The sequence below is a fragment of the uncultured Capnocytophaga sp. genome, assembly GCF_937936315.1.
In the GTDB taxonomy this organism is placed as follows: domain Bacteria; phylum Bacteroidota; class Bacteroidia; order Flavobacteriales; family Flavobacteriaceae; genus Capnocytophaga.
Window position 1 is genome coordinate 18,182 of record NZ_CALGWU010000003.1, and the last position, 23,525, is coordinate 41,706.

Sequence of the window (23,525 nt, forward strand, 5' to 3'; positions counted from 1 at the left end):
CAACAATAAAAAATGATTTACGACTTTTAGAATGAATATTTTAGGTAAAACTGTTGATAACTGCCCCACAACTATTCAACTGCATTTTGTGGATAATTTTTTAAAAGGGCAATTGTGGATAACTGTTGTATCACTGTTGATAATTTTCTAAAAAATAAATTTGCATATTTTGAACTTAGATTTGTATATACAGAAAAGCGAGAGAAGCAAATTTATTTATTATTTTTTTAGTAATAGTTATGAACAGGTTTTTAGGTTTCAGGGGTCAGGTGTTAGGGGTTATTTATTTCTTCTGTCCTCACCCCATAGTAGTTTGTATCTCAGTGTATTGATAAAACTATCACCTTCTAAACGTATCATTTTCACTACAAAAGGTGCTTTGCGCACAATAATAGAGTGCTTTTTGTCTACTGATTTGATATGAGAATCTAACGATAAAAGGAATTTTTTTTCTCGTCCTGAGATAGTGAGTTTGATTTCAGTATCTTCAGGGATGATGAGCGGTCGCATATTGAGGTTATGTGGTGCGATGGGGGTAATGGCAAAGTTTTTGGCTGTAGGTAAAATTACAGGTCCACCGCAACTTAACGAGTAGCCTGTAGAGCCTGTAGGGGTAGAAATGATAAGTCCGTCAGCCCAATACGACGATAGGAAATCCCCGTCCAATTCTGTATCGATTGTAATCATCGATGCTGTATTTTTTCGTGTAACGGTAATTTCGTTGAGGGCGAAATTTATAGGGTCTACCGGCTCGCCACTATCGGCATAGACAGCTTCTATCACCGAGCGTTCCACTACTTCGTAAGTTTTATCACGCAGTTGCACGAAAACATTTTGCAAGTCGTCTTTATGAGCATTTGCCAAAAAGCCCAAACGCCCTGAATTGATACCTAAGATAGGAATTTGCAAATCGCGGAGGTAAGTAATACCTTTTAGCAGAGTGCCATCACCTCCAATGGTGAGCATCACCTCGTATGAATTGTTGAGGTCGGCAAATGAGCTAAAAGGTTTAGCCCTGAGGAATTGATGAGAGCGGATATTCAGTTCTTTCAGGATTTCACATTCAATAAACACCTCATCTTCAGGGAGGAGGTGAGAGAAAAGTTCACGTAGTATAGCTTCGTTTTCGGTAGAATATTGTCGGATATATATTGCTATTTTCATTGATTTGCCAATTTCTGATTAGTCTGTTTGTGAGAATTGGTATGGCAAAGGTACAAATTAATTGACAATTAACAATTAAGAATTGACAATTGGCAATTTACAAATAGTAAAATGCAATTGTTAGCGATGATGTATTTATTTGGTACTTTAGTTATATTTGTAACAACCGCTCCCCTTTTTGCGGTTTTTGGCATACTTTTAGTACGTTAGCCTGCACAAGCATTGGTACATTAGAAAATCTTTTGTACATTTGCACCTTTAAAAAAAATATAAATTTAATAGCACATTATTATGAAAAAAATTGTAGCAATAGCGGCTTTATTAGCCACTACCATCGCCTTTGGTCAGGCTCAGAAAAAGAATGGTTGGGAGCGTGCCAAACTCAATGGAAAAGTAAAAACATATACCCAAACAGGTATCCAAGTTACTGAAGAAGGACAAGAAATTCCTATGAATTCCGAACTCTTTGCTCAGTTTGACAAAAAAGGAACTCCCGTAAAAATGTACTCTAAACAAAGTGGTATGACTATCAATTTTGTGGATGTGTACGACAAAGAAGGACTTTTGTTAGAATCGGCTTCTCGTGATGATTCCAATACCCTCCTTTCTAAAAACGTATATGAATACGACGAGCGTGGTAACCTTACCAAACATGATGTTGAAACTCCTGATGGGACTATCTTTATGAGTCGTATCAATGCTTATAACGGTCAAGACCAGTTGATAGAACGCACCGAATGTATGGCTGGATTGTGCGATGAGAAAATCATCTATACCTACCTTCCTAACGGAAAAGTAGCTGAAGAATCTAAATACAGCAAAAAAGAATTATCAAGTAAAACTGTATATACTTACGATGCTAAAGGTAATACCATTGAAAAACAAGTATTTGACAAAGATAACAACCTAAAACAGCGCGTTACTTCAGTTTTTGACGACAATAACAACGAAACAGAAGTAAAATACTTTGATGGAGAAGGTAATGTTACCAAAACAGAATCTTACACACTTGTGTATGACAAAAAGAAAAACTGGATAAAGAAAACAATGTCCATTAATGGTAAACCAACGATGATTTTACTTCAGAAGTTAAAATATTATTAATAGATAACTAAAAAGCTGCTCTAAAATGGAGCAGCTTTTTTTTGTTAGAGACTTCTGGAAAATCCTACTTTTCTAACTTCTATGAGATTCAAAATTCTCCCATTTTTATAAGATACTTGAAACTTTTCACTACTTTTGCACTCTGTACTAACGGACTATTATGTATAATCTCATTATTTATCTTATAAAAGCAATCTTACCGCTGATTGCCCTCTTCAATAAAAAAATACGTCTCTTTGTAAGCGGACGTAAAATTGTATGGACAACCCTTAATGAAAAATTAGATAAAAATGCGCGTTATGTGTGGTTACACGCGGCTTCCCTTGGTGAGTTTGAACAAGGATTGCCCGTAACCAAAGCTCTTAGAGCCCAAGGTTACAAAATACTCATTACTTTCTTCTCGCCCTCAGGCTATGAGGTGCGCAAAAATACCCCTGATGCTGATATAGTGGTCTACCTTCCTCTCGATACGCGCGCAAATGCTCGTAAGTTTGTACAGCTCGTAAATCCTGCAATGGCTATCTTTGTGAAATACGAATTTTGGATAAACTACCTCAATGAACTTAAAAAAGCGCAAGTGCCTACTTATTTGCTCTCCGGTATTTTTAGAAAAGATCAAATCTTCTTTAAGCCTTACGGCGGAATGATGCGCAAAGCGCTGCATTGTTTTACTCATTTCTTTGTACAGAACGACCTCTCTAAAGAACTGCTCGGCAGTTTAGGTTTTGCCAATGTAACGGTGAGTGGCGACACTCGTTTTGACCGTGTAGCCGAAATAGCTGAGAGAGACAACCATCTCGATTTTATAGAGCAATTCAAAGGGGATGCTTTGTGTGTGGTGTTTGGTAGTTCTTGGCCTGCCGATGAAGATATTTACTTGCAGTATCTGAACACTTGTAAAGCTAACATAAAATTTATTATTGCTCCTCACAATATCCACCCCACTGAGATAGCTGTACTGAGAGACAACAAACAGAAGTTAGACCGCAAAGTTGCCCTTTTCAGTGAGAAAGATACTCTTAACCTCCCAGATTACGAGGTACTCATTCTCGATACTATTGGTATTCTCACCAAGGTATATAGTTATGCCGATATAGCCTACGTGGGTGGAGGTATGGGTACTTCGGGATTGCATAATGTGTTAGAACCAGCTGTTTTTGGTATTCCAGTGATTATTGGTAAGAACTATCAAAAATTCAATGAAGCGAAAGAATTAGTCGCTTTAGGAGGTGTATTATCTGTTGATAGTAGAGAAGCATTTGCTGAGGTGATGAATAGCCTTGTAAAATCGGCTGAAAAGCGACAGATAGTAGGAAATATCAACCGTGAGTATATAACGACAAAAAAAGGTGCTACAAACGCTTTTTTGAAGGGGATATAAAAAACTTTGCCAAAGTTCTATAGCACAAAAGGCTATAATAACTTTGGCAAAGTATAATTTATAATCTTATTGCTTGTGAGGCTTGCACTATTCAGATTGTGCTTGAATTACAGCAAGGGTAGCCAAATTCACCATTTCATCAACAGTAGAACCAAGGGTAGCCACGTGAATAGGTTTGGTAAGACCTAAGATTACAGGACCTATGGTATCTAAGTGTTCTGTTTCCTTGAGGAGCTTATAACTGATATTCGCTGCTTCGAGGTTAGGGAAGATGAGCACATTAGCTGCTTTGCCGTTGTTGAGTTTTGAGAACGGATAGTTCTTAGCAATCTTATCGGGATTGAGGGCAAAATCGGCTTGGATTTCACCATCTACTACTAAATCGGGGTGGTTTTTATGCAAATAAGCTACTGCCTCACGTACTTTGAGACTGCTTTCGGACACTGCCGATCCAAAGCTAGAATACGACAACATTGCTACCGAAGGCTCTAAACCAAAGAACTTCACTGCGCGCGCTGTAAGCAAAGCGATATTAGCTAATTCTTCGGCAGTAGGGTTGATATTGATAGTTGCATCCGATAGGAAAATAGGTCCTTGCTTGCTGAACATAATGCTGGCAGCAGCAATACGGCGTACTCCTTCTTCTTTCTTTATAATTTCTAATACAGGACGAATAGCATTTGGATAAGCGTGTGAATAACCAGTAATCATCGCATCGGCTTGACCAGTTTCTACGAGCATCGTACCGAAATAGTTGCGTTCGCGCATTAGTCGTTCGGCTACTTCATAAGTGATACCACGGCGTTCACGCAATTTCCAATAGTGTTGTACAAACTTCTCACGGCGTGTGCGCTCAGCATCGCTCTTAGGGTCGATTACATCTACACGACCGTTAAATCCTATTTCGTATTTAAGGGCTTTGATGAGTTCTTTATTACCCAAAAGTACTGGAATACCAATGCCGTCCTCATAGATGCGTTGTGCTGCTTTAAGCACTTCTAATTGGTCGGCTTCAGCGAAAACAATGCGTTTAGGAGCACGTTTGGCACGGTCTTGCAAGAGGCGTATTTCTTTGCTTCCTACGCCTATTCTATCCATTAGTTCACCTTTGTAGGCTTCCCAATTGGTGATAGGTTTCTGTGCTACTCCCGATGCCATAGCTGCTTTGGCGATAGCAGGGGGTACTTCGTAAATCAAGCGAGGGTCAAATGGTTTAGGAATGATATAGTTGCGACCGAAAGTAAGGTTTTCGCCGCCATATACAAGACTCACTTTTTGAGGTACAGGTTTTTTAGCCAATTCGGCAATAGCGTGTACCGCAGCGAGTTTCATTTCTTCATTGATTTTGGTAGCGCGAACGTCTAACGCTCCGCGGAAGATATAAGGGAAACCGAGTACATTGTTCACTTGGTTAGGGAAGTCGGAACGACCCGTTGCCATAATGATATCTTTACGTGTTTTGATAGCCAAATCATAATCGATTTCGGGGGTAGGGTTCGCCATCGCAAATACGATAGCGTCTTTGTTCATCGAAAGCAGCATTTCGGGGGTAAGTACATTACCTTTAGAAAGCCCGATAAACACATCGGAGCCTTTTACAGCTTCTTCGAGGGTGTAGAGGTTGCGGTCGGTAGCGAACTCAGCTTTTTGTTCGGTGAGATTAGGGGAATCTTTGCGAATAACCCCTTTGCTATCGCACATTACTATGTTCTTAGGGTCAGCACCGAGGGCTACGTATAAGCGAGTACAAGAGATAGCAGCCGCACCAGCTCCGTTTACCACTATCTGTGCTTTGCTGATGTCCTTGCCTACGATTTCTAACGCGTTGATAAGGGCAGCAGCCGAGATGATAGCCGTACCATGCTGGTCGTCGTGCATTACCGGTATATCCAATTCTTCTTTTAGGCGGCGTTCTATTTCAAAAGCCTCAGGCGCTTTGATGTCCTCGAGGTTAATACCCCCAAAGGTAGGAGCAATCGCTTTTACGGTTTCTACAAACTTATCTACATCGGTAGCATCTACCTCTATGTCAAAAACATCTATACCTGCGAATATTTTGAAGAGCAATCCTTTCCCTTCCATTACAGGTTTAGAGGCATCGGCACCTATATCGCCCAAACCGAGTACGGCAGTACCGTTAGAAATTACTGCTACGAGGTTGCTTTTGGCAGTATATTTATAGGCGTTGCTTTTATCTTCGGCAATTGCCAAACAAGGCTCGGCTACTCCAGGAGAATAAGCCAACGCGAGATCGTGTTGTGTAGAGTGTTTTTTGGTAGGTACGATAGCAATTTTCCCAGGTTGAGGGAACTCGTGATAGTGTAATGCTTCTTCTTTTTTTCTTTGATCCATTTGATTTTAGGTAAGAGGCAAGAGGCAAGAGGTAACGAGATTTGTTACCTAATTACTTATTACCTGTTAATTGTTTATAAATGCAAAGTTATAAAATAATTACGAATTATGAAGTACGAATGACGAAAAATTAGGAATTACCTCGTCGGCAGCGCAAAGTACTTGCTCCTCTCCTACCCCTATGACTTTCATTCCAGCGGCTTTAGCAGCTTGTACGCCTGCGGGAGCATCTTCAAACACACAGCACTGGACAGGAGGTAGTTGCAAAAGTTCGGCAGCTTTGAGGAATACTTCGGGGTTGGGTTTGGCTTGGGTTACCATAGTACCATCAACAATAGCATCGAACAGCGGCAAAATACCTGTGCGCTCTAATACCAAACGCGCGTTTTTGCTGGCAGAACCCAAGGCGATTTTCTTGCCTTTGCTTTTGAGAGTTTGCAGAAAATCGGCTACTCCTACGAGCAATTCGCTACTATCAATATGAGCGATGTATTGCAAATAGAGTTCGTTCTTGCGGAGAGCTAAGGATTGAAACTCATTTTCGGGCAGTGTTTTCCCTGCCCACTGAAGTATTTTGTGCAGGGAGACCTCACGACCTATGCCTTTGAGTTGTTCGTTATGTGCGGGAGTGAGCTCAAAATCAAATTCTTGAGCGATAGTTTTCCACGCGAGGTAATGGTACTTGGCGGTATCTACGAGTACGCCATCTAAATCAAAAATATATCCTTCCATTGAAAAATGAATAGTGAAAAGTTAAAAGTGAATAGTGTAAAGAAAAACCGCTATAAGGGGGACTTATAACGGTTTTCCGAAGTATGTTAGTTTTAAATTTTATTGGATAGGGTAAGGTTTGTAGCCATTAGTTCTTAAACCTCCGAAGTAAGATGTTATTTCTGTACCCCAATTACTTGCATAGGTATCAATACTACCAGCAGGAACGTAAAGCTTACGTCGACTGCTATTACTTAGATTAAAAGATCTGTTTACTGTAGGAGGAGTGGTGGCTCTACAGGTTACTTTTACTAATCCTAATATATCAAAAGCACCTGTTTCAATTGTTTCTATAGAAGCAGGTAAGTCGATTTCTGTTAGTGCGGTACCTCTAAAAGCACCACCTTTTACAACTTTTACTCTTTGCATTTTAACGGTAGTTAAGTTTACACAACGTATAAAAGCCTCTTCACCTATTTCTTCTACATTTTTCAAGTCAATACTTGTAAAATCTTTATCTTTAAAAGCATCTCTTGCTATTTTTTTAGCGTTAAGAGGGAGGTCAACGTGAGCAGGTAGTGTAACACCTGGTTTTACAGTAAGTACCCCATCGGCGTCTACATTGAAATAGGTATTATTAACTACAGAGGTTTTAACAGTAAAGTTGAGGCTCAATGTTTGTCCGTCGCCATTGATAAGGGTTACGCTACCAGCACCTATTGCAGTAGCTTTAACTTTGATACCTGTAAATATATGACCTTGTAATTGTCCTTGTTGATTTTTGTGTTCTTTTGTAAGCACTTGTACTACTTGAACACCTCCTGAAGTGGAGTAAGTTACTCTATCAAAACGGCCACTAGTATTGCCATTATCGGTAGTAGTAGTGGTATATACTCCTTCTAAATTGATATCGTAAGCGCTATTTAAACTTAATTCGGTAGGGGCATTAGTAGCTTTAAAAGGTTTGATTACGTAAGCAGGAACCTCTACAGTTTTGTTTAGTGTAAGGTCTTTGAAAGTAATTTTATCTGTTAAACCTTCGCCGAGGCCTTTTACTATAAATTTACCATTTACTTTGCGTACGCTACCTAAGTTAGAGTTACCTATGATTACATCGTAGTTACCAGAACCTCCTTTAAGGTGTCCTGTCACGTCAGTATCTTGATTTTTTGCGAGGAAGATAACGCTTTTATCTACTTTAAATCCACCGTTATTTTCTACGTTTTCTCTAAATACGTGAACATTAAGAACGGCTTTTTGGGAGCGGTTACCATTCTTAACTTCTACAGTAGTATTTCCTTCTTTTTTACCAGTTACTTTTATTTTAAGAAAGCTACTAGTTGTTCCTACAATGGCTACTTGAGCGTCGTTAGATTTAAGATCGGCTATTCCCGCTCCAGAAGGAACAAAAAGTTTTACTTCAGCTGTTTGATCGACAGCTACGCTTAAATTTTTATCAGCAAATCTTATGACATTGTTTTCTTCTTCACTGTTGTCTTTTTTACAACCCGTGAGAACTGTTGCAGCTAAGGATGCAGTTATTAATGTTAAAAATGTGTTTTTCATTGCTAAATTATTTATTACTTTCATTTCAAATTGGGGACAAAAGTACTACTTTTAATTTAGAAATGCAAATCGTTGAAAGATAAACAACTAAGTTTTTTGTGATGTATATAACAAAATTTTATAAGTTATTAAGGATCAATGACTAATACTTAATAAATAAATAAGAGATAATAGATAAGAATTTTTAGAATTCTTATCCATTATCTCTTTGTTTATAATTTTAAAAGAACTATACTTCTTCTTGATCTTTCAAGTGTTGAATGTATTGTGCTTTTTGGATTTCGGCTCTTCTGCGTACAGATGGTTTAGTGAAATGTTGTCTTTCACGTAGTTCACGTACTACACCAGTGCGGTCGAATTTGCGTTTGTAACGTTTTAAAGCTTTATCAATGCTTTCTCCGTCTTTTAAAGGAATTATTAACATAAGTGATTACACCCCCTTTCAATTTTCAGGGCGCAAAAGTACAAACTAATTTTCTAATTTGCAAATTTGTCAGTTAGAAAAATTGGAAATTTTGAAACAGATATCTCTATATCATCACTTTCAAAGAAGCGGTATTCTGGAGGTATATTCTGGAAAACTTCTTGTAGCTGAGGTGAATAGAGTAGGGCATAGCCAAATGAAAGGGCAATACCGTGAGCGATGCATTCGTGAGCAATTTTTAGATTTTTGCGAAAACCATGGAGTATCCAAAGTTGTTTGCTTTTGGTGATTTTTCGCAGGTGAATAACTTCAGAATAGGCTTTTACACAATGGATGATGAGTGGAAGCTGTAAAGTTTCGGCTAACTGAATGTGTTTTAAAAATATTTCTTGCTGCAGGGGTAGGGGAGTGGTGATGTTTTTATCAAGTCCGCATTCGCCAATAGCCCAGCAGTTGTGATGTTTTGACAATGGTACTAAGGCTTCCCATTGCAGTTCCCAATTCTCTATATACCAAGGATGTATCCCTACTGAGAAGGGTTCAGTAGTATCGGCGGTGAGAGGATATTGGTTGCGAATGACCAGAGTATCAATCGTAGAGTGCTGAGTATGAGAATGAATGTCTAAGTACATTTTTAGGTGTCAGGGGTCAGGGTGCGAGCCACACGGGCAAGGATTAGGGTTTGGAGGGGGTAGCGAAGAGTTGTGTCCAATAGTTGCCACTGCGTGCTACGCCTACTTCGGTTACATCGGGGTTCATAATATTGGCACAATGTCCTGGGCTTTTGAGCCAACTTTTCATCACTTCTTCTTCATTTTGTTGCCCCATAGCTACATTTTCAGCCCAAGTACTCCACTTGTAGCCTGCTTTTGAGAGGCGATCGCCAGGGTCTTTAGCATCTTTGCTATAGTGGGTCATTGTATTGCGGTGGCGCATATCATCACTATGAGCTTTGGCGACCTTTTCGAGGGTGGTGTTCCACTTTAGAGGGGGTGCAGCTTTGTAGTAGGTATTACCACAGTTACAACCTTTTTGGCGTTGCTGATTGATGAGGGTGAGCATTTTGTTAGTTTTTAAACTCACGTTATCATTATCTTGAGATTTGCTACATTGTAGCGATAGGATTGCTAAGAGTAAAAGGAGTTTTTTCATTGATTAAGAGATAAATATAGAGTATTTTTGAGGCAAAAGTAGTGAAATTTTAGTTGTTAAACAGCTAAAAATATTCTTTAACTCAAAATACTTCACGTTCTGAGAAATGGAAATGGCTTTCGATAGCAGCGTTTTCATCACTATCCGAGCCGTGAACAGCGTTTTCGGTTAGTGAAGTCGCATATTTCTTACGCAAAGTACCCTCGGCAGCATTTTCGGGGTTGGTACTTCCTAAGAGTTCACGGAAACTGGCTACAGCATTGTCTTTCTCAAGGATAGCTGCTACTATAGGTCCACGGGTCATAAAGTTGAGCAGACTCTCAAAAAAAGGTTTGCCTTTGTGTATGGCATAGAATTGTTCGGCATCACGGCGGGTGAGCTGGGTGAATTTCATTGCTTTGATTGTAAAACCAGCAGCGATGATGTCGGTAAGGATAACCCCTATATAGCCTTTTTCAACGGCATCGGGTTTAATCATTGTAAGGGTTCTGTTTGTAGTCATTGTATGTTGTTTTATTAGTTTTAGCCACAAAGATACAAGTTTTTTTCAAAAAAACTTGCAGTGTAATAAAAAAGTTGTACTTTTGCACCGGCAAGTCCTACACGACCAGCTCCTGAAAAATCCTCCAGGGTGGGAACACAGCAAAGGTATTCGGTTGTAGCGGTGCGATGTAGATCGCTTGCCACTTTTTTTTTGTAATTTGTCGATTTGACAATTTGCAAATTTGTTAATTTTGATATTTGCAAATTAGCTCGTAGGCTTCTTGTACTTGTTTAAATTTTTCTTCAGCGCCTTTTTTGATGGCAGCATCTTCAGTAATCACTCTATCGGGGTGATATTTTTTTGCCATATTTCTATAGGCTTTTTTTACTTCTTCAGCAGTGGCATTGGGCTGTAATCCTAAGATAGCGTAAGCTTTTGCTAAGCCATTGGGCGTAGTGTTATGAGGGTTGTTGCTATTGTTTTGGCTACTGCCAAACATTGCCTTGATACTCTCAAAATCGCTGTTTTCTATAGCAAAATGATAAGCAATTTCTCGTATTTGTCGTACCTCTTCCTCACTCATCACCCCATCCGATTCGGCAATACCAAACAAGAAATACAAGATTTGCAATCGGGTTTCGTAAGTAGTACGCACCCGCACATAGATAGCAATGCGGCTGGCATCTAATTCCCTGCCTTTTATGAGCTCATTGAAACTGCGAAACACTGCATTGGCGCGCTCCTTGCCATATAGGCGCACGAATTGTGCACGCACAAAGTCGAGTTCTTCTTGAGTAACACGTCCGTTGGCTTTGATAACGAGAGAACAGAGGGATAGAAGGTTGAGTTCAAAAGTTGCAGGAGAGATATGTGGACGGAAAGTATTGCCAAAATTCTTAGCATTAGGTTGCTGTGAAAATCTATTGAAAAATAAAAAGAATAGAATAGCTATAAAGATAGTAAAAAAACTCATTGTTATTAGTAAATAGTAGCGTTATGTAATTTTTATAATTTTGGCAAAGGTAGAACTATTTTTTCAAATCACAAGATTTGAATAATTGAGTTTAGCCCCTTAACTTCTAAGTATGAACAAGTAACAAAAATTGTTCATAACTTTGTTGATAAGTATTTTAATTTTGTTGATAACCTATTGCTTTATTCCGTATCTTTGCCCCAGCAACTAAGAAAAAATCACTTCCCCTTTTTTAGGGACTTACAAAAAGCAATATTATACAATGTACTATATATGAGAGGTTTAGATAAACCTCTCAGCACCCTTTTTTACTTGAACGAAATAATAATAAATAAAAAATTATGAGTAAATTTACCAAACTTACTGCTGAGCAGTTACAGACAAAATGTAAATTTATCGAGAACTACTTGAGTTCTCATAACGCCGCTACGGGGTCTCTCTTTGATGCCAATGCCAATGTAGCCCATAAGAACATCGCTACAATGGAAGCCGAGCTGAACAAGGATATCAATATCCAAGTAAACCGATCGCTGGTATCGCGCAAAATTGAGCAACTCTTTGGTAAAGAATTAGCAGATGAGTATATTCGTCAGATTGAAGAACACGAAATCTATGTGCACGATGAAACGAGTCTTAAACCCTATTGTGTGAGCGTATCGATGTATCCTTTGCTCTTGGACGGGCTCGTAAAACTCGGCGGTGAAAGCAAAGCCCCACAACATTTGGCAAGCTATTGCGGGTCGTTCGTAAACTTCCTCTTCTCAGTATCTTCACAGTTTGCAGGAGCAGTAGCCACAGTAGAGTTCCTAATGTACTTCGACCATTTTGCGCGCAAAGATTATGGCGACGATTACCTCAACACCCATCGTGAAGTGATAGAAAACGAATTGCAACACGTGGTATATGCTATCAATCAGCCAGCAGCAGCACGTGGTTATCAGTCGGTTTTCTGGAATATATCATTGTATGACCGTCCGTATTTCGACTCGATGTTCGGGACTTTCGTCTACCCCGATGGTAGCAAACCTTCTTATGAGTCTTTAGACAAACTTCAACAGTTCTTTATGCATTGGTTCAATATCGAGCGCACCAAAGCGATCCTCACCTTCCCTGTAGTAACCGCAGCAATGCTCACTAAGGACAAACACGTGTACGACGAGCATTTTGCGCGCTTCTGTGCCAAAGAACTCAGCGAAGGGAATGCCTTCTTTGTATATCAATCGGATAATGCCGACTCCTTGGCAAGTTGCTGCCGTTTGCGCAATGAAATTTCCGATAATACCTTTAGCTATTCACTCGGGGCAGGAGGAGTTTCTACCGGTAGTATCAATGTGATTACTATCAATATGAATCGCCTCTACCAAAAGCATTTATCGCTGGAGCGCACTTTGGATAATATCCACAAATACCAAGTGGCTTACCGCGCTATTGTGCAAGAGTACAAAGATGCGGGTATGTTACCAGTGTACGATGCAGGCTTTATCTCGCTTGATAAACAGTTCCTCACTATTGGAATTAACGGAATGGTGGAAGCTGCTGAGTATTTAGGCATTCGCATTTCCGACAATCCCGATTATAAGGCGTTCATCAACAAAAACCTCAAACTAATTTACGACAAGAACAAGGAAGCTAAAGCTAAATACGGCTTTATGTTCAATACCGAATTTGTGCCTGCTGAGAACCTTGGGGTGAAGAATGCTGCTTGGGACAAAGCCGATGGCTTGCAAGTGCCACGTGATTGCTACAATTCATATTTTTATATTGTGGAAGACGACTCTCAAAACCTTATCGATAAGTTCTATTTGCACGGCAATGAGTATATACAGTACTTAGACGGCGGTTCGGCTTACCACTGCAACCTCGAAGAATACCCCTCTGCCGAAGGTTTCTACAAACTACTGAATGTAGCGGCTAAAACGGGGTGTAACTACTTCTGCTTCAATATATGCGTAACCGTTTGCAACGATTGTGGCTATATCGATAAACACACGCACGACCACTGCACCCATTGTGGTTCTGAAAATATCGACCACGCTACTCGTGTGATAGGCTACCTCAAACGCATTACTAATTTCTCTAAAGACCGACAAAAAGAAGCTAAAATACGTTACTATGGGCACGCTACGGTATAGCAGTTACGATATAGTCCTCCAAGAAGTACCCAACGAGATTTCCCTGTGTTTTACCATCACAGGGTGTCCGTTGGCGTGTGAGGGTTGCCATTCCGAATATATTTGGGACGGCAGTAAAGGCTGTGCGCTCACCAATGAAGGTTTAGAACAACTGCTCAGCAAGTATGAAGATATGATAAGCTGTGTGCTGTTTATGGGAGGCGAGTGGCAGGTAGAGACCCTGCTCTCGCTTATCTTCCAAGTGAAGTGCAAACGGCTGAAAACAGCACTATACACAGGGCTCAACCTCAAGCAAGTACAGCGCAAATACCCTGAGCTGTTAGGGTGTTTAGACTACATCAAAACCGGCAAGTGGTTACCTAAACTTGGTGGACTCGACAGCCCCACCACCAATCAAGAGTTTTTGAACCTACAAACGGGAGAGGTGATGAATAAGCTGTTTCATAAAAAAGGTAAAAGGTAAGATTTTCTCAATGTCGGTTATCGCATTGTATAGGGAGGTCTGAGTAGTTATCACTGAGGAAGACAAGGGCTTCACATCCAAAGGATTCTCCATATAAACCAAAAATACAAGCAGGTTTCCCTTTAAGCAAGTGCCCTATATAGGTAGGAGGTATTATATCGCTTTTTTCAGCAGGAGTAATAGAGGTAGATTCACCTGATTTAAAGAATTGACGTTTGATAATCTTTTTAGTGTTGTTATCTATCACTACGAAAAAGCGTGCAACGGGGTCGTAATAACTATCATCTTCAGTAAAATCTTGTATATAACAAGTAGTTTGTTTGTAATGGTATTTGTACGCTTTTCCTAATCTGTATTTAGGATTTACAATTTTGTAGGTAGCAGGGAAAGCAGATGTTTTTATTTCCTTCCAAGTAACTACTTGCATTTGGTTCTCTACAAATGGATTTTCTTTGCCTACATAAGCGAATGCAAACCTATTTTCGGCTTCTTCCCTAGAGAGTTTATCTTTAGCATAATACACTTCAAACCCTATTTCATAATTGTAAGAGGAAATGTCTTTTTCATCGGCATAAACATTGAGATTAGCAGCGACTCTTAGAGTAGATAAAGGAAATTTTTTCAACCTATTCTTATCGATGTTATAGAGATAGAGTGTATCAGTTTCGGAGAATTTCATACGTTTGAAAAAGCGAGTTCTATAGTTGCCTGTTAAGGGAAAATACTTCATAAATTCCTTTCCTAATTTCTTTTGGTTCTTGATATAATGTGGGGGCACATCTAAGGTGTCGTTTTGGTATATATCAGAAAAAGAAACGTGGATCGCTTTTTCATTCTGAGCAAGTCCTGCGATATACAAATTGATACTATCGGCAACAGAAGCAGTGGGTATGTTTTCAAATTCAATGCTTGTAGTATTAATAGGAGTATCAGTGTTTTCTGGGTCTTGACTATATTGGATAATTTGAGGTTCTGGGCTATATTCTTTTATACTATCAGACACATAAATTTCGTCTGTAGTAGAGGTTGATTTATTTTTACAGCCATCGCAACTACTAACAGTAGCTAATAGTAAAAGAGAAAGGGGAATGTATTTCATATATTGGAGAGGTTGAAAATGCAAAAATAGTAAAAATTGCGTGATTTATGGTAAATCACGCATTTTTTGTTTTTTAATTAGTCATTTTCAATGAGATATAATTTGCTAATTGACGAATTATTCGTATCTTTGCGCATAATAATTTAAAATTCGGTTTTATGAAAAAAAGATTCAGTTTTTCAGTAATGCTATTTTCATTAGCATTCGCTACTTTCGTCTCTTGTAAAAAGAATGACGATAATCCGCAACAACCATCTTTACAAGTCCCTAAGATGGAAGTAACAGCCCCTAAAGGTGATTTTGTGAATGGTACTACTTCTAAAACTATTACAATCAGTAATACAGGAGCAACTGATGTTACTATTACATCAGTGGAACTCACAGGTGCCAATGCTGATGAGTTTACAACCACAGCTTCACCCACTACTATAGGAGTAGGTAAAAAATACGAATTTAATGTTACCCTTTCTCCTAAAACTAATGGAGAAAAGATAGCTAACTTAGTGATTAAAAGCAATGCAGGAACTATTACCATTCCGCTAAAAGGAACTGCAACCATAATACCTAAAGTAACTTTTGTTACTAACAAGGCTGAAGGTGATTCCTTTATGTTAAGCGTAGCAATTGCAGAGAATGATATTCCTGAGGTGTGGTTTGACCGGAATAACAATGGTGTAAAAGATGGAGGTGAGGCTTTGTTAGAAGTTCTATATCCCAGTGTAAAAGCAGGAAACCTTTTTGTAGGAATAGGTAGCTCTAATACAGTTTCTATTTATGGAAAATTTACAAAAATGGAATTTTCTGGAGAAAAAGGTATTATTAGTATTGATATTTCTCAAAATGAGCATATCAAAACCTTTGCTTGTGGAGGTTCTGATTTTAAAGGTGTTACTCTTAATACAAGTCTTACTAATATGTATTGCAATAAATCCAAACTCACTTCTTTAGATATTTCTAAACTTACCGAACTCAAAGGTTTATATCTAAATGAAAACAATTCTCTAACGAGTTTAGACCTTTCAAAAAACACTAAACTTACGTACGTGCAATTGAATGGTGCCAATTCCTTACAATGTGTAAAAGTAAGCGCTGAACAATTAACAAATCTTGTAGCAAACTGGTTTAAACAAGGAACCAGAGCAGAGTTTAAAACAGAATGTAACTAACAAAATCCAGCTTTGAGTACTGCTGGCTTTATAATTCTAAAGAGGTTGTCTAAACTTTAGACAACCTCTTTTTTAGTGATAGCTAACAAGTAATAGGTCAGGCAAATAATTGATAATTGATAATTAATTTGTACATTTGCAAAAAATATTGAAACTATGGAAGCAACCACAATTACATTCCAATCAGAAATACAAGCTGCAGACTTTCCATTTATCGAAAGAATTTTAAACAGTTTGAAAGCTACAACCAAAGTTATTAAAGAAGAAAAGGACGAAACTTTGATGACTAAGGAGGCTTTTTTTGCTAAAATAGATCGTGCAAGGGCTGGTGAAAAAATACAAATGAGTAGGGAAGAAATGAAAAAATTGATGTTTGACTAATGGAAGAAAAACAACCAACCTTTGAGATTATTTATTCAAAAGAATTTTTTAGTGATTTAAAAATCCATAAACAATCGGGGAATAAACAAATACTAAAAAAGATAGATGCTTTTTTAGATGAATTAGAAGAAACCCCTACAAAAGGAACTGGACAGACGGAACCTCTTAAAGGATATGGAGAAAGAAATGTATATTCCAAAAGAATCAATGGAAAACATCGCTTTATATATGAAGTTTTTGAGGAAGAAAAAAAAGTAGAAGTACTTTCTGCTTTCGGACATTACAATGATAAGTAATTAAAGAGTTAAAATTATGGACGGAAATACTCACACCCTCTCGGAGGTTATTAAGCTCATTGTAAAGCAAAATCACCTCAATTATGGTTTGCAAAAAGCCTCGTTGCCAACCCTTTGGAATGAACTGATGGGTACAACTATAGCGCGCTATACTACTTCGGTAGAGCTTAAAGGCAATACGCTATATGTGCGACTAACTTCGCCTGCACTTAGCAACGAATTGAGTTATGGCAAAACCAAAATTATTGAGAACCTCAACGAGCGCTTGGGAGAATCTCTAATTCAAAAAGTTATATTTCTAAACGGATGATACGACCCGCAACCCCCACCGATGCACCTGTTGTTGCCCCACTAATGTTTCAAGCAATGGAGGAAATCGTGTATAAAATGATAGGCAAAGACCACAAAGAAGAAGCTATTGCCTTGCTAAAAAACCTCTTTGAACAAGAAGGCAATCAGTATTCCTATAAAAATGCTTGGGTATATGAAGAAGAGGGCGCAGTAATAGGGTCGGTGATTGCTTATGATGGAGCGCATTTGCACCACTTGCGCGCCCCTGTGCTGGCACTTATTCGCAGTAGCTACGGTATAGATATTGTGCTGGAAGATGAAACCGCTGAAGGCGAACTGTATATAGATACCCTCAGCGTACTGCCCGCTGCCCAAGGCAAAGGCATAGGCTCTAAACTTATCACGCATCTCAAAAAGGTGGCTACTCAACCCATAGGCTTACTCGTGGATGTACAAAACCCAAAAGCCGAAAGACTTTACACCCGCTTAGGGTTTGAATATGTAAATCATCAAGAGCTTGCAGGTGGAGTATATAAACACCTTGTGTTCAGGGGATAGAAGATAGGGAATAGGTATCAAATAAATTATTAATGAGATGAAAACATTAATCAAAAACGCCATTATTATAAACGAAAATACCCTCTTTCAAGGCGACCTCTTGATTGAGGGAGAGCGCATTGCACAAATAGACTCTCACATTACTCCTAAAGGGAATTACGAGGTGATAGAAGCCGAAGGCAAGTATCTCATCCCTGGAGTGATTGACGACCAAGTGCACTTCCGCGAACCTGGACTTACTCATAAAGCTACTATCGCTACCGAAAGCCGTGCGGCAGTAGCCGGCGGTGTAACTACCTTTTTTGAGCAACCTAACACCGTACCTCAAACCGTAACGATTCCGCTTTTGGAAGAGAAATTTGCGATTGCCAAACAATCATCGTTTGCTAACTATTCTTTCTTCTTGGGAGGTACGAACGACAACCTCGAAGAACTGAAACGCTTAGATAAGAACGCTTGTGCAGGGGTGAAACTCTTCTTAGGCTCATCTACGGGGAATATGCTCGTAGACAACGAGAAAACTATAGAAGCTATTTTCAACAATGTAGATTTAGTAATTGCCGCGCATTGTGAAGATGAAGCAACTATTCGCAAGAATTTAGCTCACTATCAAGCCTTGTATGGTGAAGATATCCCTATTGCTATGCACCCTCATATTCGCAGTGCTGAGGCTTGCTATCTATCCTCTTCACGCGCCATTGCTTTGGCTGAAAAAACAGGTGCGCGTCTGCATGTGTTCCACCTTTCAACAGCTAAGGAAACCGACCTCTTCCGCAATGATATGCCACTAAAAGATAAGAAAATCACCGCTGAGGTGTGTGTGCATCACTTGTGGTTTAGTGAGGAAGATTATACTACTCGTGGGGCTTTCATCAAATGGAATCCTGCAGTAAAAACTGCTGATGACCGCACTGCGCTGTGGCAAGCTCTCTTAGACGACCGTTTGGATGTGATTGCTACCGATCACGCACCTCACACCCTCGAAGAAAAACAGCGAAAGGGCTATGTAAATATCCCTTCAGGAGCACCTTTGGTACAGCATTCACTTGTGGCAATGCTCGAGAAAGCTCATAAAGGTAGTATTTCTATCAAAAAAATAGTAGAGAAAATGTGTCATAATCCCGCTATTCTTTTTCAGGTAAAAGACCGCGGTTTCTTGCGTGAAGGTTATTACGCCGACCTTGTGCTGGTGGATATGGATACCCAATGGACAGTACAGAAAAACAATCTGCTCTACAAATGTGGCTGGAGTCCGCTGGAAGGACAACAATTCCACTCGGCTGTGGTGAGCACTTTTGTGAATGGCAAACAGGTGTATCACAATGGTAAACTTATTGTAGAGCCTCAGGGGCAACGCATCACTTTCAACAGATAAGACTATGAAGAAAATTATTTATATATTGGTTTTGCTACTCGCCGTAGCAGCTTGCAAAAAGAATATCGTTCCTAAACCCGATAAGTTTTTGGACGAAAAGCAAATGGAAAATCTGCTCTACGATTTGGCTGTGTTAGAATCGATGAAAGTTTCACAAGCCCAAAAATTAGACTCGTTGCAGTTCAACTCACAACAGTTTATCTACAAAAAATACCAAATCGATAGTATTTCACTAGCGCAGAATATGGTGTACTATGCTTCTTTTCCTAGAGAATACGATACCATTGTAAAGAAAGTAGAAAAGAGAATCAAACTCCAACGCGATAGTATCGACAAAGTAATAAACACCCCTAAAGACGTTAAAAAAGAAGAACAACTCAAAGAAGAACTCATTAAAGAACCTACTCAGTAATTTTGGACGCACTGCTCATACATCGCACTTATCTCACTTGGATATTTCCTGCCTTCCTACTTATTTTCGGGTTGGTAGCTTTCCTGCGCGTGTTCTATCCTAAGCATTTTAAGGACTATCAGCGACTATTGCTCAACAATAAGTACATTATTATCTATGGCAAGAAGGAACGCAAACTCCACCTCTTCACGGTAGTGCTCTACCTCACACAATGTTTGTGCTTAGCACTTTTTGTATATGTAAGCCTCAAACACTATGGGATAACAAAACTTTATACTGAGAGGTTTATGTTTTTAGAAATAGTACTTTTCGTATTTCTATTTCTTGTTGCAAAACTTCTCCTTCAGCGATGGATTAGCAGTCTTTTCGACCTCTCCGATTTTAGCAGAGATTATATTTTTAACAGAATAGCTTACTCCTCATATGCTGCAATTGTGATGGTAATTGTCCTTTTTTTAGGTGTTTATCTACCTTTTACAAGCGAAAAACACTTGTTTTTACTTCTTTTAGTACTATTACTAATATTACTGAGCATCAATATGTTAAGTTGGATTAAAATCATAAAATCTAATCAAAAAGAAATAAAACCTTACTTATTCTATTTTATTTTGTATCTTTGCGCCCTTGAAATCGCACCCTATATCTTTATTATTTACGGAATAGGATATTTTTAGGAAGTGTAAAGAAAGAACATTTATGAAGGTAAAATCGATATTAGTTTCGCAACCAGAACCAAAGGCTGAAAACTCTCCGTATACACAAATCATTCAAAACCACAACGTGAAAGTAGATTTTGTGCCTTTCATCAAAGTAGAAGGGATGACCGCTAAGGACATCAGAATGCAGAAGATTGACCTTACCAATTTTACAGCCGTTATTCTTACCAGTCGCAAATCTGTAGACCATTATTTTCGTATTGCTGAAGAAATGCGTTTTAAAGTACCTATCACTATGAAGTACTTTTGCCAATCGGAAGCTATTGCTTACTACTTGCAGAAATATATCACTTATCGCAAGCGCAAAATATATGTAGGTAAAAAAGAGTTCGCCGACCTCTTGCCTATCCTCAAGAAGTACAAAGACGAAAAATTTCTCTTTCCAGGTTCTGATGCACCTAAACCTGAAGCTACAGCTGCTTTAGATGAGATTAAAATAAAATGGGAACGCGTGGTATTCTACCGCACCGTATATTGCGATATTTCGGCTATCAAAGAAAACAAGTATGACATACTCACTTTCTTTTCGCCTGCGGGTATAGAAGCCCTTTTCAAAAGTTTCCCAGATTTCTCACAAAAGAAAACTAAAATAGCTGTTTATGGCGATGCAACCCTTAAAGCTGCTGAAGAAGCAGGACTCATCATCGATATCAAAGCGCCTTCACCCGAAAGCCCCTCGATGACCGTTGCCCTCGACCATTATTTAGGCAAACAAAATAGTAAAAAATAAAAAAAGACTGCTTTTTAGCAGTCTTTTTTATTATATTCTTTTTTTTCATTTAAAATGCGTGGAAAGCACCAGGATTGCCAGTAGTAGAGAGGATTTGCTCTACGGTTTCGGTAGCTGGGTTGAAAGCGAAGAGTCCGCGTTTATCACTTCCAAAAGCACCAAATAGCACTCTATCTTTCAGTTTGGTGATAAGGATACTATGTCCATCGGTAAGAGGAACGCCTCTTATTTGGCTGATAGACTTGATATTGAAATCTATGAGCACAGCCATTGCATTTTTAGCAGTGTAGGGGTTTGAACCGTTGAGTTCTACTATACCCACATAAGCTACTGCTTTTCCATTGCCTATATACAAACAGTTATACACGCTGGCAGGCTTGTAGGTAGTGCCTGCAATGGTGGTAGTGGAGATGTCCCACGATTTGCTGCTATCAAACTCGGTACTGCCTTTGGGAATGCAGAGGAAACCACATTTGGTATTGTCCTTAGAATATCCAAAATAGCCTGCAGTAGCCATATAAATATCACCTGCTTCATTAGTGAAGAGCATTCCTTTACATTGCGCCATAGGGCGGGTAGGGAAGGTGAGTTTGGTAGTAGTCTCGGATACTACTTTTTCCACTACATCAGTTTGAGGGTTGATGATAGCCACATCACATTGCTGATAATCGGGATAAGGTTGCCAACCTTCTCCTTGGTTCACTTGGGTAAGACATAGATAATATTTGCCATCGCGAAGAATACCCATAGCTGGTTCAGGACTAGTATCATTGTGAGCGTATTGGCTGAGATTGATTTCACCTGTTTTTTGCATCGTTTGTGGGTTGATAATCCACACTACACCTTGTGTATAGAAAGGTACGTATGCTTTAGTATCACTTATTTTTTCGAGGTGACCCACCATTGAGCCTGCAAGGACATCAAGAGTAGCTCCTTTGGTGAGTTTTTGGGTAGCAGGGTCATACGTCCAACGGGTAATACCAGCTGTACCTTTCATAGTATCGAAGATATAAACATTATTACCTTCTACTTGTACCGAAGAGCTAAACTCTATTTGTTCGGCTTTAGAGTTATCAACAGCGATACCTCCTGCCATTTTATGAATGATTTGAAGATAGGAACTACCACTCATTCCATCAGGATTTTTCACCGAGGTTTCTAATAAGAAATTACCGTTGTACTCTACCGTGCTGGGAGGCACAGGAGCTGGTTTGGTGTTGTCATCTTTTTTGCAAGATACACTAAGCAGTGCAAGACTGCAGAAGGATAAGATTACTTTTTTCATTGTAGTTTATTTTTTTGATTAATTTTCGATTTTTGCAACGCACTAAATTGCCCGTGCGGCTCGCACCAAATTGCCTGTGCGGCTCGCACTAAAATGCGTAGAAAAAGTCTGCACCCCCTTCTGTGTTTAGCACTTGCTTGCTGATACCGGTAGCAGGGTTGTAGCTAAATAAACCTCTTTTTTCTTTACCCGATACCCCAAAAATTACTTCGTTGTTGTTTCTACCAATAAACACGCTGTGGCTATCAGTATAAGGGATACCATCAATCTTCTTAATAGTTTTAGCGTTGAGGTCTATCAACACAGCAATACCATTTTTATCGATAAAAGGATTATCAATATTAAGTTCGGCAGCAGCTACAAAAGCAGCTATTTTGCCATTCCCTAAATATTCAGCACTGTATATGGTAGAGGGTTTATAGGTAGTACCCTCAATAGTAGTGTTGGATATATCCCAACTCTTACTGCTATCAAACTCAGTAGCCGATACGGTAGTACTTTGAGGTATGCACACAAACCCTGAATGGGTATTTGCGGGATTGAACCCGAAATAGCCAGCACACATTATATATATATCTTTGTTTTCGGTGGTGAAAATACAAGTTTTATATGAGGGTTGAGAAGGCATAGCCAAGTGAGTAGTGGTTTCTGATATAACCTTTTCTACCTTATCAGTTTGTACATTGATGATGAGTACATCACTTTGGAGATGGTCGGCATAAGGAGCATAATCAGGTCCTAATTGCAATAGGGGTAGGTAGAAATACCCATCGCGTATTATTCCGTAGCCTGCATCCGGACTGCTGTCGCTGTGGGCGTACCTTTGAATGTCTATTTCACCTGTTTTCTGCATTGTTTGTGGATTGATAATCAACACCTTTGGTGTGTTGTATAAAGGCAAATAAGCTTTGGTATCGCTCACCTTTATCAAGTTGCAGGGCATAGAATGTGCAGGGGTATCAAATTTTTTACTTTCGGTAAGTTTTTGGGTAGTAGGGTTGTAAATAAATTTTCTCACGCCATAACTACCATCAACAGCATCTAATGAATATACCTCATTGCCATATATCATTACACTCGACATATAGGGCACTTGTATAGCTTGTTTGTTGTTTAAGGCAGTAGTGGCATTGAGATCATTAGTAAGTTGTAGATAAGAACTACCACTTCTACCATCAGGGTTTTTAAAGGTAGTTTTCACTAAATATTTTCCACCGCCTTCATTAGAAGGAGTAGGGGTGTCGTCTTTCTTGCAAGACACACTAAGCAGTGCAAGACTGCAGAAGGTTAAGATTACTTTTTTCATTTTA

General features: G+C 39.1%; 25 protein-coding genes and 1 other RNA gene. 14 read left to right on the top strand and 12 right to left on the bottom strand.

The genetic code is table 11. From position 1 onward, the window contains the following. Positions 1 to 279: 279 nt before the first annotated feature. Positions 280 to 1,164 (bottom strand): NAD kinase, encoded by an 885-nt coding sequence (locus tag Q0162_RS00730; protein WP_297887546.1) that lies wholly within the window; start codon positions 1,162 to 1,164, stop codon positions 280 to 282. Positions 1,165 to 1,455: 291 nt separating this feature from the next. Between Q0162_RS00730 and Q0162_RS00735 the strand changes: the two genes are divergently transcribed. Continuing rightward, entirely contained in the window at positions 1,456 to 2,268 is an 813-nt protein-coding gene (locus tag Q0162_RS00735) for a type IV secretion protein Rhs (RefSeq protein WP_297887549.1), read from the top strand. A gap of 160 nt (positions 2,269 to 2,428) precedes the next feature. Further along, positions 2,429 to 3,649, top strand: coding sequence for a glycosyltransferase N-terminal domain-containing protein (locus Q0162_RS00740; RefSeq protein WP_297887552.1), 1,221 nt, complete (start codon positions 2,429 to 2,431; stop codon positions 3,647 to 3,649). A gap of 87 nt (positions 3,650 to 3,736) precedes the next feature. On the opposite strand, the gene Q0162_RS00745 is transcribed toward Q0162_RS00740, so the two are convergent. From Q0162_RS00745 to Q0162_RS00775, 7 genes are all read right to left on the bottom strand, one after another. Next, the gene (locus Q0162_RS00745) at positions 3,737 to 6,001 is read right to left on the bottom strand and encodes an NADP-dependent malic enzyme (protein WP_297887555.1); all 2,265 of its coding nucleotides are present in this window, start codon (positions 5,999 to 6,001) and stop codon (positions 3,737 to 3,739) included. 99 nt (positions 6,002 to 6,100) lie between these two features. Continuing rightward, on the bottom strand, positions 6,101 to 6,733 hold the full coding sequence (gene pgmB / locus Q0162_RS00750; protein WP_297887557.1) for a beta-phosphoglucomutase: 633 nt from the start codon (positions 6,731 to 6,733) through the stop codon (positions 6,101 to 6,103). Positions 6,734 to 6,832: 99 nt separating this feature from the next. Next, the gene (locus Q0162_RS00755; RefSeq protein WP_297887559.1) at positions 6,833 to 8,278 is read right to left on the bottom strand and encodes a leucine-rich repeat domain-containing protein; all 1,446 of its coding nucleotides are present in this window, start codon (positions 8,276 to 8,278) and stop codon (positions 6,833 to 6,835) included. 229 nt (positions 8,279 to 8,507) lie between these two features. Further along, complete coding sequence (gene rpsU / locus Q0162_RS00760; RefSeq protein ID WP_002674401.1) at positions 8,508 to 8,702, bottom strand: 30S ribosomal protein S21; 195 nt, start codon at positions 8,700 to 8,702, stop codon at positions 8,508 to 8,510. 53 nt (positions 8,703 to 8,755) lie between these two features. Next, on the bottom strand, positions 8,756 to 9,334 hold the full coding sequence (locus Q0162_RS00765; RefSeq protein ID WP_297887598.1) for a TatD family hydrolase: 579 nt from the start codon (positions 9,332 to 9,334) through the stop codon (positions 8,756 to 8,758). A gap of 43 nt (positions 9,335 to 9,377) precedes the next feature. Further along, complete coding sequence (locus Q0162_RS00770) at positions 9,378 to 9,854, bottom strand: CAP domain-containing protein (protein ID WP_297887601.1); 477 nt, start codon at positions 9,852 to 9,854, stop codon at positions 9,378 to 9,380. An 82-nt stretch (positions 9,855 to 9,936) separates the two neighbouring features. Continuing rightward, positions 9,937 to 10,356 carry a nucleoside-diphosphate kinase gene (locus Q0162_RS00775; protein ID WP_297887604.1) on the bottom strand — a complete coding sequence of 140 codons (420 nt, stop codon included), beginning with the start codon at positions 10,354 to 10,356 and terminating at the stop codon, positions 9,937 to 9,939. 88 nt (positions 10,357 to 10,444) lie between these two features. Between Q0162_RS00775 and ffs the strand changes: the two genes are divergently transcribed. Continuing rightward, positions 10,445 to 10,543: signal recognition particle sRNA small type (gene ffs / locus Q0162_RS00780), an RNA gene on the top strand. Positions 10,544 to 10,582: 39 nt separating this feature from the next. Here ffs and Q0162_RS00785 read toward each other — a convergent pair. Continuing rightward, positions 10,583 to 11,311 carry a TerB family tellurite resistance protein gene (locus Q0162_RS00785; protein ID WP_297887607.1) on the bottom strand — a complete coding sequence of 243 codons (729 nt, stop codon included), beginning with the start codon at positions 11,309 to 11,311 and terminating at the stop codon, positions 10,583 to 10,585. A 341-nt stretch (positions 11,312 to 11,652) separates the two neighbouring features. Here Q0162_RS00785 and nrdD point away from each other — a divergent pair, with 341 nt between their 5' ends. Continuing rightward, a complete protein-coding gene (gene nrdD / locus Q0162_RS00790) occupies positions 11,653 to 13,443 on the top strand; it encodes an anaerobic ribonucleoside-triphosphate reductase (RefSeq protein ID WP_297887610.1) in 1,791 nt (596 codons plus the stop codon). Continuing rightward, positions 13,424 to 13,906, top strand: a complete 483-nt coding sequence (nrdG, locus tag Q0162_RS00795; RefSeq protein ID WP_002679780.1) for an anaerobic ribonucleoside-triphosphate reductase activating protein — start codon at positions 13,424 to 13,426, stop codon at positions 13,904 to 13,906. The genes nrdD and nrdG overlap by 20 nt, the downstream gene beginning before the upstream one ends. Positions 13,907 to 13,913: 7 nt before the next feature. Here the strand turns inward: nrdG and Q0162_RS00800 are convergent, their stop codons facing one another. Then, complete coding sequence (locus Q0162_RS00800; protein WP_297887614.1) at positions 13,914 to 15,005, bottom strand: hypothetical protein; 1,092 nt, start codon at positions 15,003 to 15,005, stop codon at positions 13,914 to 13,916. Positions 15,006 to 15,163: 158 nt separating this feature from the next. Between Q0162_RS00800 and Q0162_RS00805 the strand changes: the two genes are divergently transcribed. The 9 genes from Q0162_RS00805 to Q0162_RS00845 all read left to right on the top strand — a co-directional run bounded on the left by Q0162_RS00805 (position 15,164) and on the right by Q0162_RS00845 (position 20,930). After that, on the top strand, positions 15,164 to 16,171 hold the full coding sequence (locus Q0162_RS00805) for a choice-of-anchor D domain-containing protein (RefSeq protein WP_297887616.1): 1,008 nt from the start codon (positions 15,164 to 15,166) through the stop codon (positions 16,169 to 16,171). 156 nt (positions 16,172 to 16,327) lie between these two features. After that, entirely contained in the window at positions 16,328 to 16,552 is a 225-nt protein-coding gene (locus Q0162_RS00810) for a hypothetical protein (RefSeq protein WP_095901449.1), read from the top strand. Beyond that, entirely contained in the window at positions 16,552 to 16,848 is a 297-nt protein-coding gene (locus Q0162_RS00815; protein ID WP_095898466.1) for a Txe/YoeB family addiction module toxin, read from the top strand. Before Q0162_RS00810 ends, Q0162_RS00815 begins: the two co-directional genes overlap by 1 nt. Before the next feature lie 16 nt (positions 16,849 to 16,864). Beyond that, positions 16,865 to 17,158: a DUF721 domain-containing protein gene (locus Q0162_RS00820; protein ID WP_095898465.1), complete on the top strand. Its 294-nt coding sequence runs from the start codon at positions 16,865 to 16,867 to the stop codon at positions 17,156 to 17,158. Further along, a complete protein-coding gene (locus Q0162_RS00825; RefSeq protein ID WP_297887624.1) occupies positions 17,155 to 17,697 on the top strand; it encodes a GNAT family N-acetyltransferase in 543 nt (180 codons plus the stop codon). Before Q0162_RS00820 ends, Q0162_RS00825 begins: the two co-directional genes overlap by 4 nt. A gap of 37 nt (positions 17,698 to 17,734) precedes the next feature. Then, on the top strand, positions 17,735 to 19,072 hold the full coding sequence (locus Q0162_RS00830) for a dihydroorotase (protein WP_297887626.1): 1,338 nt from the start codon (positions 17,735 to 17,737) through the stop codon (positions 19,070 to 19,072). 4 nt (positions 19,073 to 19,076) lie between these two features. Continuing rightward, positions 19,077 to 19,484 (top strand): DUF4296 domain-containing protein, encoded by a 408-nt coding sequence (locus tag Q0162_RS00835; protein ID WP_297887629.1) that lies wholly within the window; start codon positions 19,077 to 19,079, stop codon positions 19,482 to 19,484. A gap of 2 nt (positions 19,485 to 19,486) precedes the next feature. Beyond that, entirely contained in the window at positions 19,487 to 20,158 is a 672-nt protein-coding gene (locus tag Q0162_RS00840; protein ID WP_297887632.1) for a DUF4271 domain-containing protein, read from the top strand. Between the two features lie 22 nt (positions 20,159 to 20,180). Beyond that, positions 20,181 to 20,930 (top strand): uroporphyrinogen-III synthase, encoded by a 750-nt coding sequence (locus Q0162_RS00845; RefSeq protein WP_297887635.1) that lies wholly within the window; start codon positions 20,181 to 20,183, stop codon positions 20,928 to 20,930. Positions 20,931 to 20,979: 49 nt separating this feature from the next. Here Q0162_RS00845 and Q0162_RS00850 read toward each other — a convergent pair whose 3' ends face one another. Then, the gene (locus tag Q0162_RS00850; protein WP_297887638.1) at positions 20,980 to 22,215 is read right to left on the bottom strand and encodes a hypothetical protein; all 1,236 of its coding nucleotides are present in this window, start codon (positions 22,213 to 22,215) and stop codon (positions 20,980 to 20,982) included. A gap of 88 nt (positions 22,216 to 22,303) precedes the next feature. After that, on the bottom strand, positions 22,304 to 23,521 hold the full coding sequence (locus Q0162_RS00855) for a hypothetical protein (RefSeq protein ID WP_297887641.1): 1,218 nt from the start codon (positions 23,519 to 23,521) through the stop codon (positions 22,304 to 22,306). Positions 23,522 to 23,525: the final 4 nt, after the last annotated feature.

Excerpts from the sequence above, each read along its gene's own strand:
- Q0162_RS00730 (WP_297887546.1), bottom strand. The coding sequence starts at position 1,164 with ATGAAAATAGCAATATATATCCGACAATATTCTACCGAAAACGAAGCT.
- Q0162_RS00735 (WP_297887549.1), top strand. The coding sequence starts at position 1,456 with ATGAAAAAAATTGTAGCAATAGCGGCTTTATTAGCCACTACCATCGCC.
- Q0162_RS00740 (WP_297887552.1), top strand. The coding sequence starts at position 2,429 with ATGTATAATCTCATTATTTATCTTATAAAAGCAATCTTACCGCTGATT.
- Q0162_RS00745 (WP_297887555.1), bottom strand. The coding sequence starts at position 6,001 with ATGGATCAAAGAAAAAAAGAAGAAGCATTACACTATCACGAGTTCCCT.
- pgmB (WP_297887557.1), bottom strand. The coding sequence starts at position 6,733 with ATGGAAGGATATATTTTTGATTTAGATGGCGTACTCGTAGATACCGCC.
- Q0162_RS00755 (WP_297887559.1), bottom strand. The coding sequence starts at position 8,278 with ATGAAAAACACATTTTTAACATTAATAACTGCATCCTTAGCTGCAACA.
- rpsU (WP_002674401.1), bottom strand. The coding sequence starts at position 8,702 with ATGTTAATAATTCCTTTAAAAGACGGAGAAAGCATTGATAAAGCTTTA.
- Q0162_RS00765 (WP_297887598.1), bottom strand. The coding sequence starts at position 9,334 with ATGTACTTAGACATTCATTCTCATACTCAGCACTCTACGATTGATACT.
- Q0162_RS00770 (WP_297887601.1), bottom strand. The coding sequence starts at position 9,854 with ATGAAAAAACTCCTTTTACTCTTAGCAATCCTATCGCTACAATGTAGC.
- Q0162_RS00775 (WP_297887604.1), bottom strand. The coding sequence starts at position 10,356 with ATGACTACAAACAGAACCCTTACAATGATTAAACCCGATGCCGTTGAA.
- Q0162_RS00785 (WP_297887607.1), bottom strand. The coding sequence starts at position 11,311 with ATGAGTTTTTTTACTATCTTTATAGCTATTCTATTCTTTTTATTTTTC.
- nrdD (WP_297887610.1), top strand. The coding sequence starts at position 11,653 with ATGAGTAAATTTACCAAACTTACTGCTGAGCAGTTACAGACAAAATGT.
- nrdG (WP_002679780.1), top strand. The coding sequence starts at position 13,424 with ATGGGCACGCTACGGTATAGCAGTTACGATATAGTCCTCCAAGAAGTA.
- Q0162_RS00800 (WP_297887614.1), bottom strand. The coding sequence starts at position 15,005 with ATGAAATACATTCCCCTTTCTCTTTTACTATTAGCTACTGTTAGTAGT.
- Q0162_RS00805 (WP_297887616.1), top strand. The coding sequence starts at position 15,164 with ATGAAAAAAAGATTCAGTTTTTCAGTAATGCTATTTTCATTAGCATTC.
- Q0162_RS00810 (WP_095901449.1), top strand. The coding sequence starts at position 16,328 with ATGGAAGCAACCACAATTACATTCCAATCAGAAATACAAGCTGCAGAC.
- Q0162_RS00815 (WP_095898466.1), top strand. The coding sequence starts at position 16,552 with ATGGAAGAAAAACAACCAACCTTTGAGATTATTTATTCAAAAGAATTT.
- Q0162_RS00820 (WP_095898465.1), top strand. The coding sequence starts at position 16,865 with ATGGACGGAAATACTCACACCCTCTCGGAGGTTATTAAGCTCATTGTA.
- Q0162_RS00825 (WP_297887624.1), top strand. The coding sequence starts at position 17,155 with ATGATACGACCCGCAACCCCCACCGATGCACCTGTTGTTGCCCCACTA.
- Q0162_RS00830 (WP_297887626.1), top strand. The coding sequence starts at position 17,735 with ATGAAAACATTAATCAAAAACGCCATTATTATAAACGAAAATACCCTC.
- Q0162_RS00835 (WP_297887629.1), top strand. The coding sequence starts at position 19,077 with ATGAAGAAAATTATTTATATATTGGTTTTGCTACTCGCCGTAGCAGCT.
- Q0162_RS00845 (WP_297887635.1), top strand. The coding sequence starts at position 20,181 with ATGAAGGTAAAATCGATATTAGTTTCGCAACCAGAACCAAAGGCTGAA.
- Q0162_RS00850 (WP_297887638.1), bottom strand. The coding sequence starts at position 22,215 with ATGAAAAAAGTAATCTTATCCTTCTGCAGTCTTGCACTGCTTAGTGTA.
- Q0162_RS00855 (WP_297887641.1), bottom strand. The coding sequence starts at position 23,521 with ATGAAAAAAGTAATCTTAACCTTCTGCAGTCTTGCACTGCTTAGTGTG.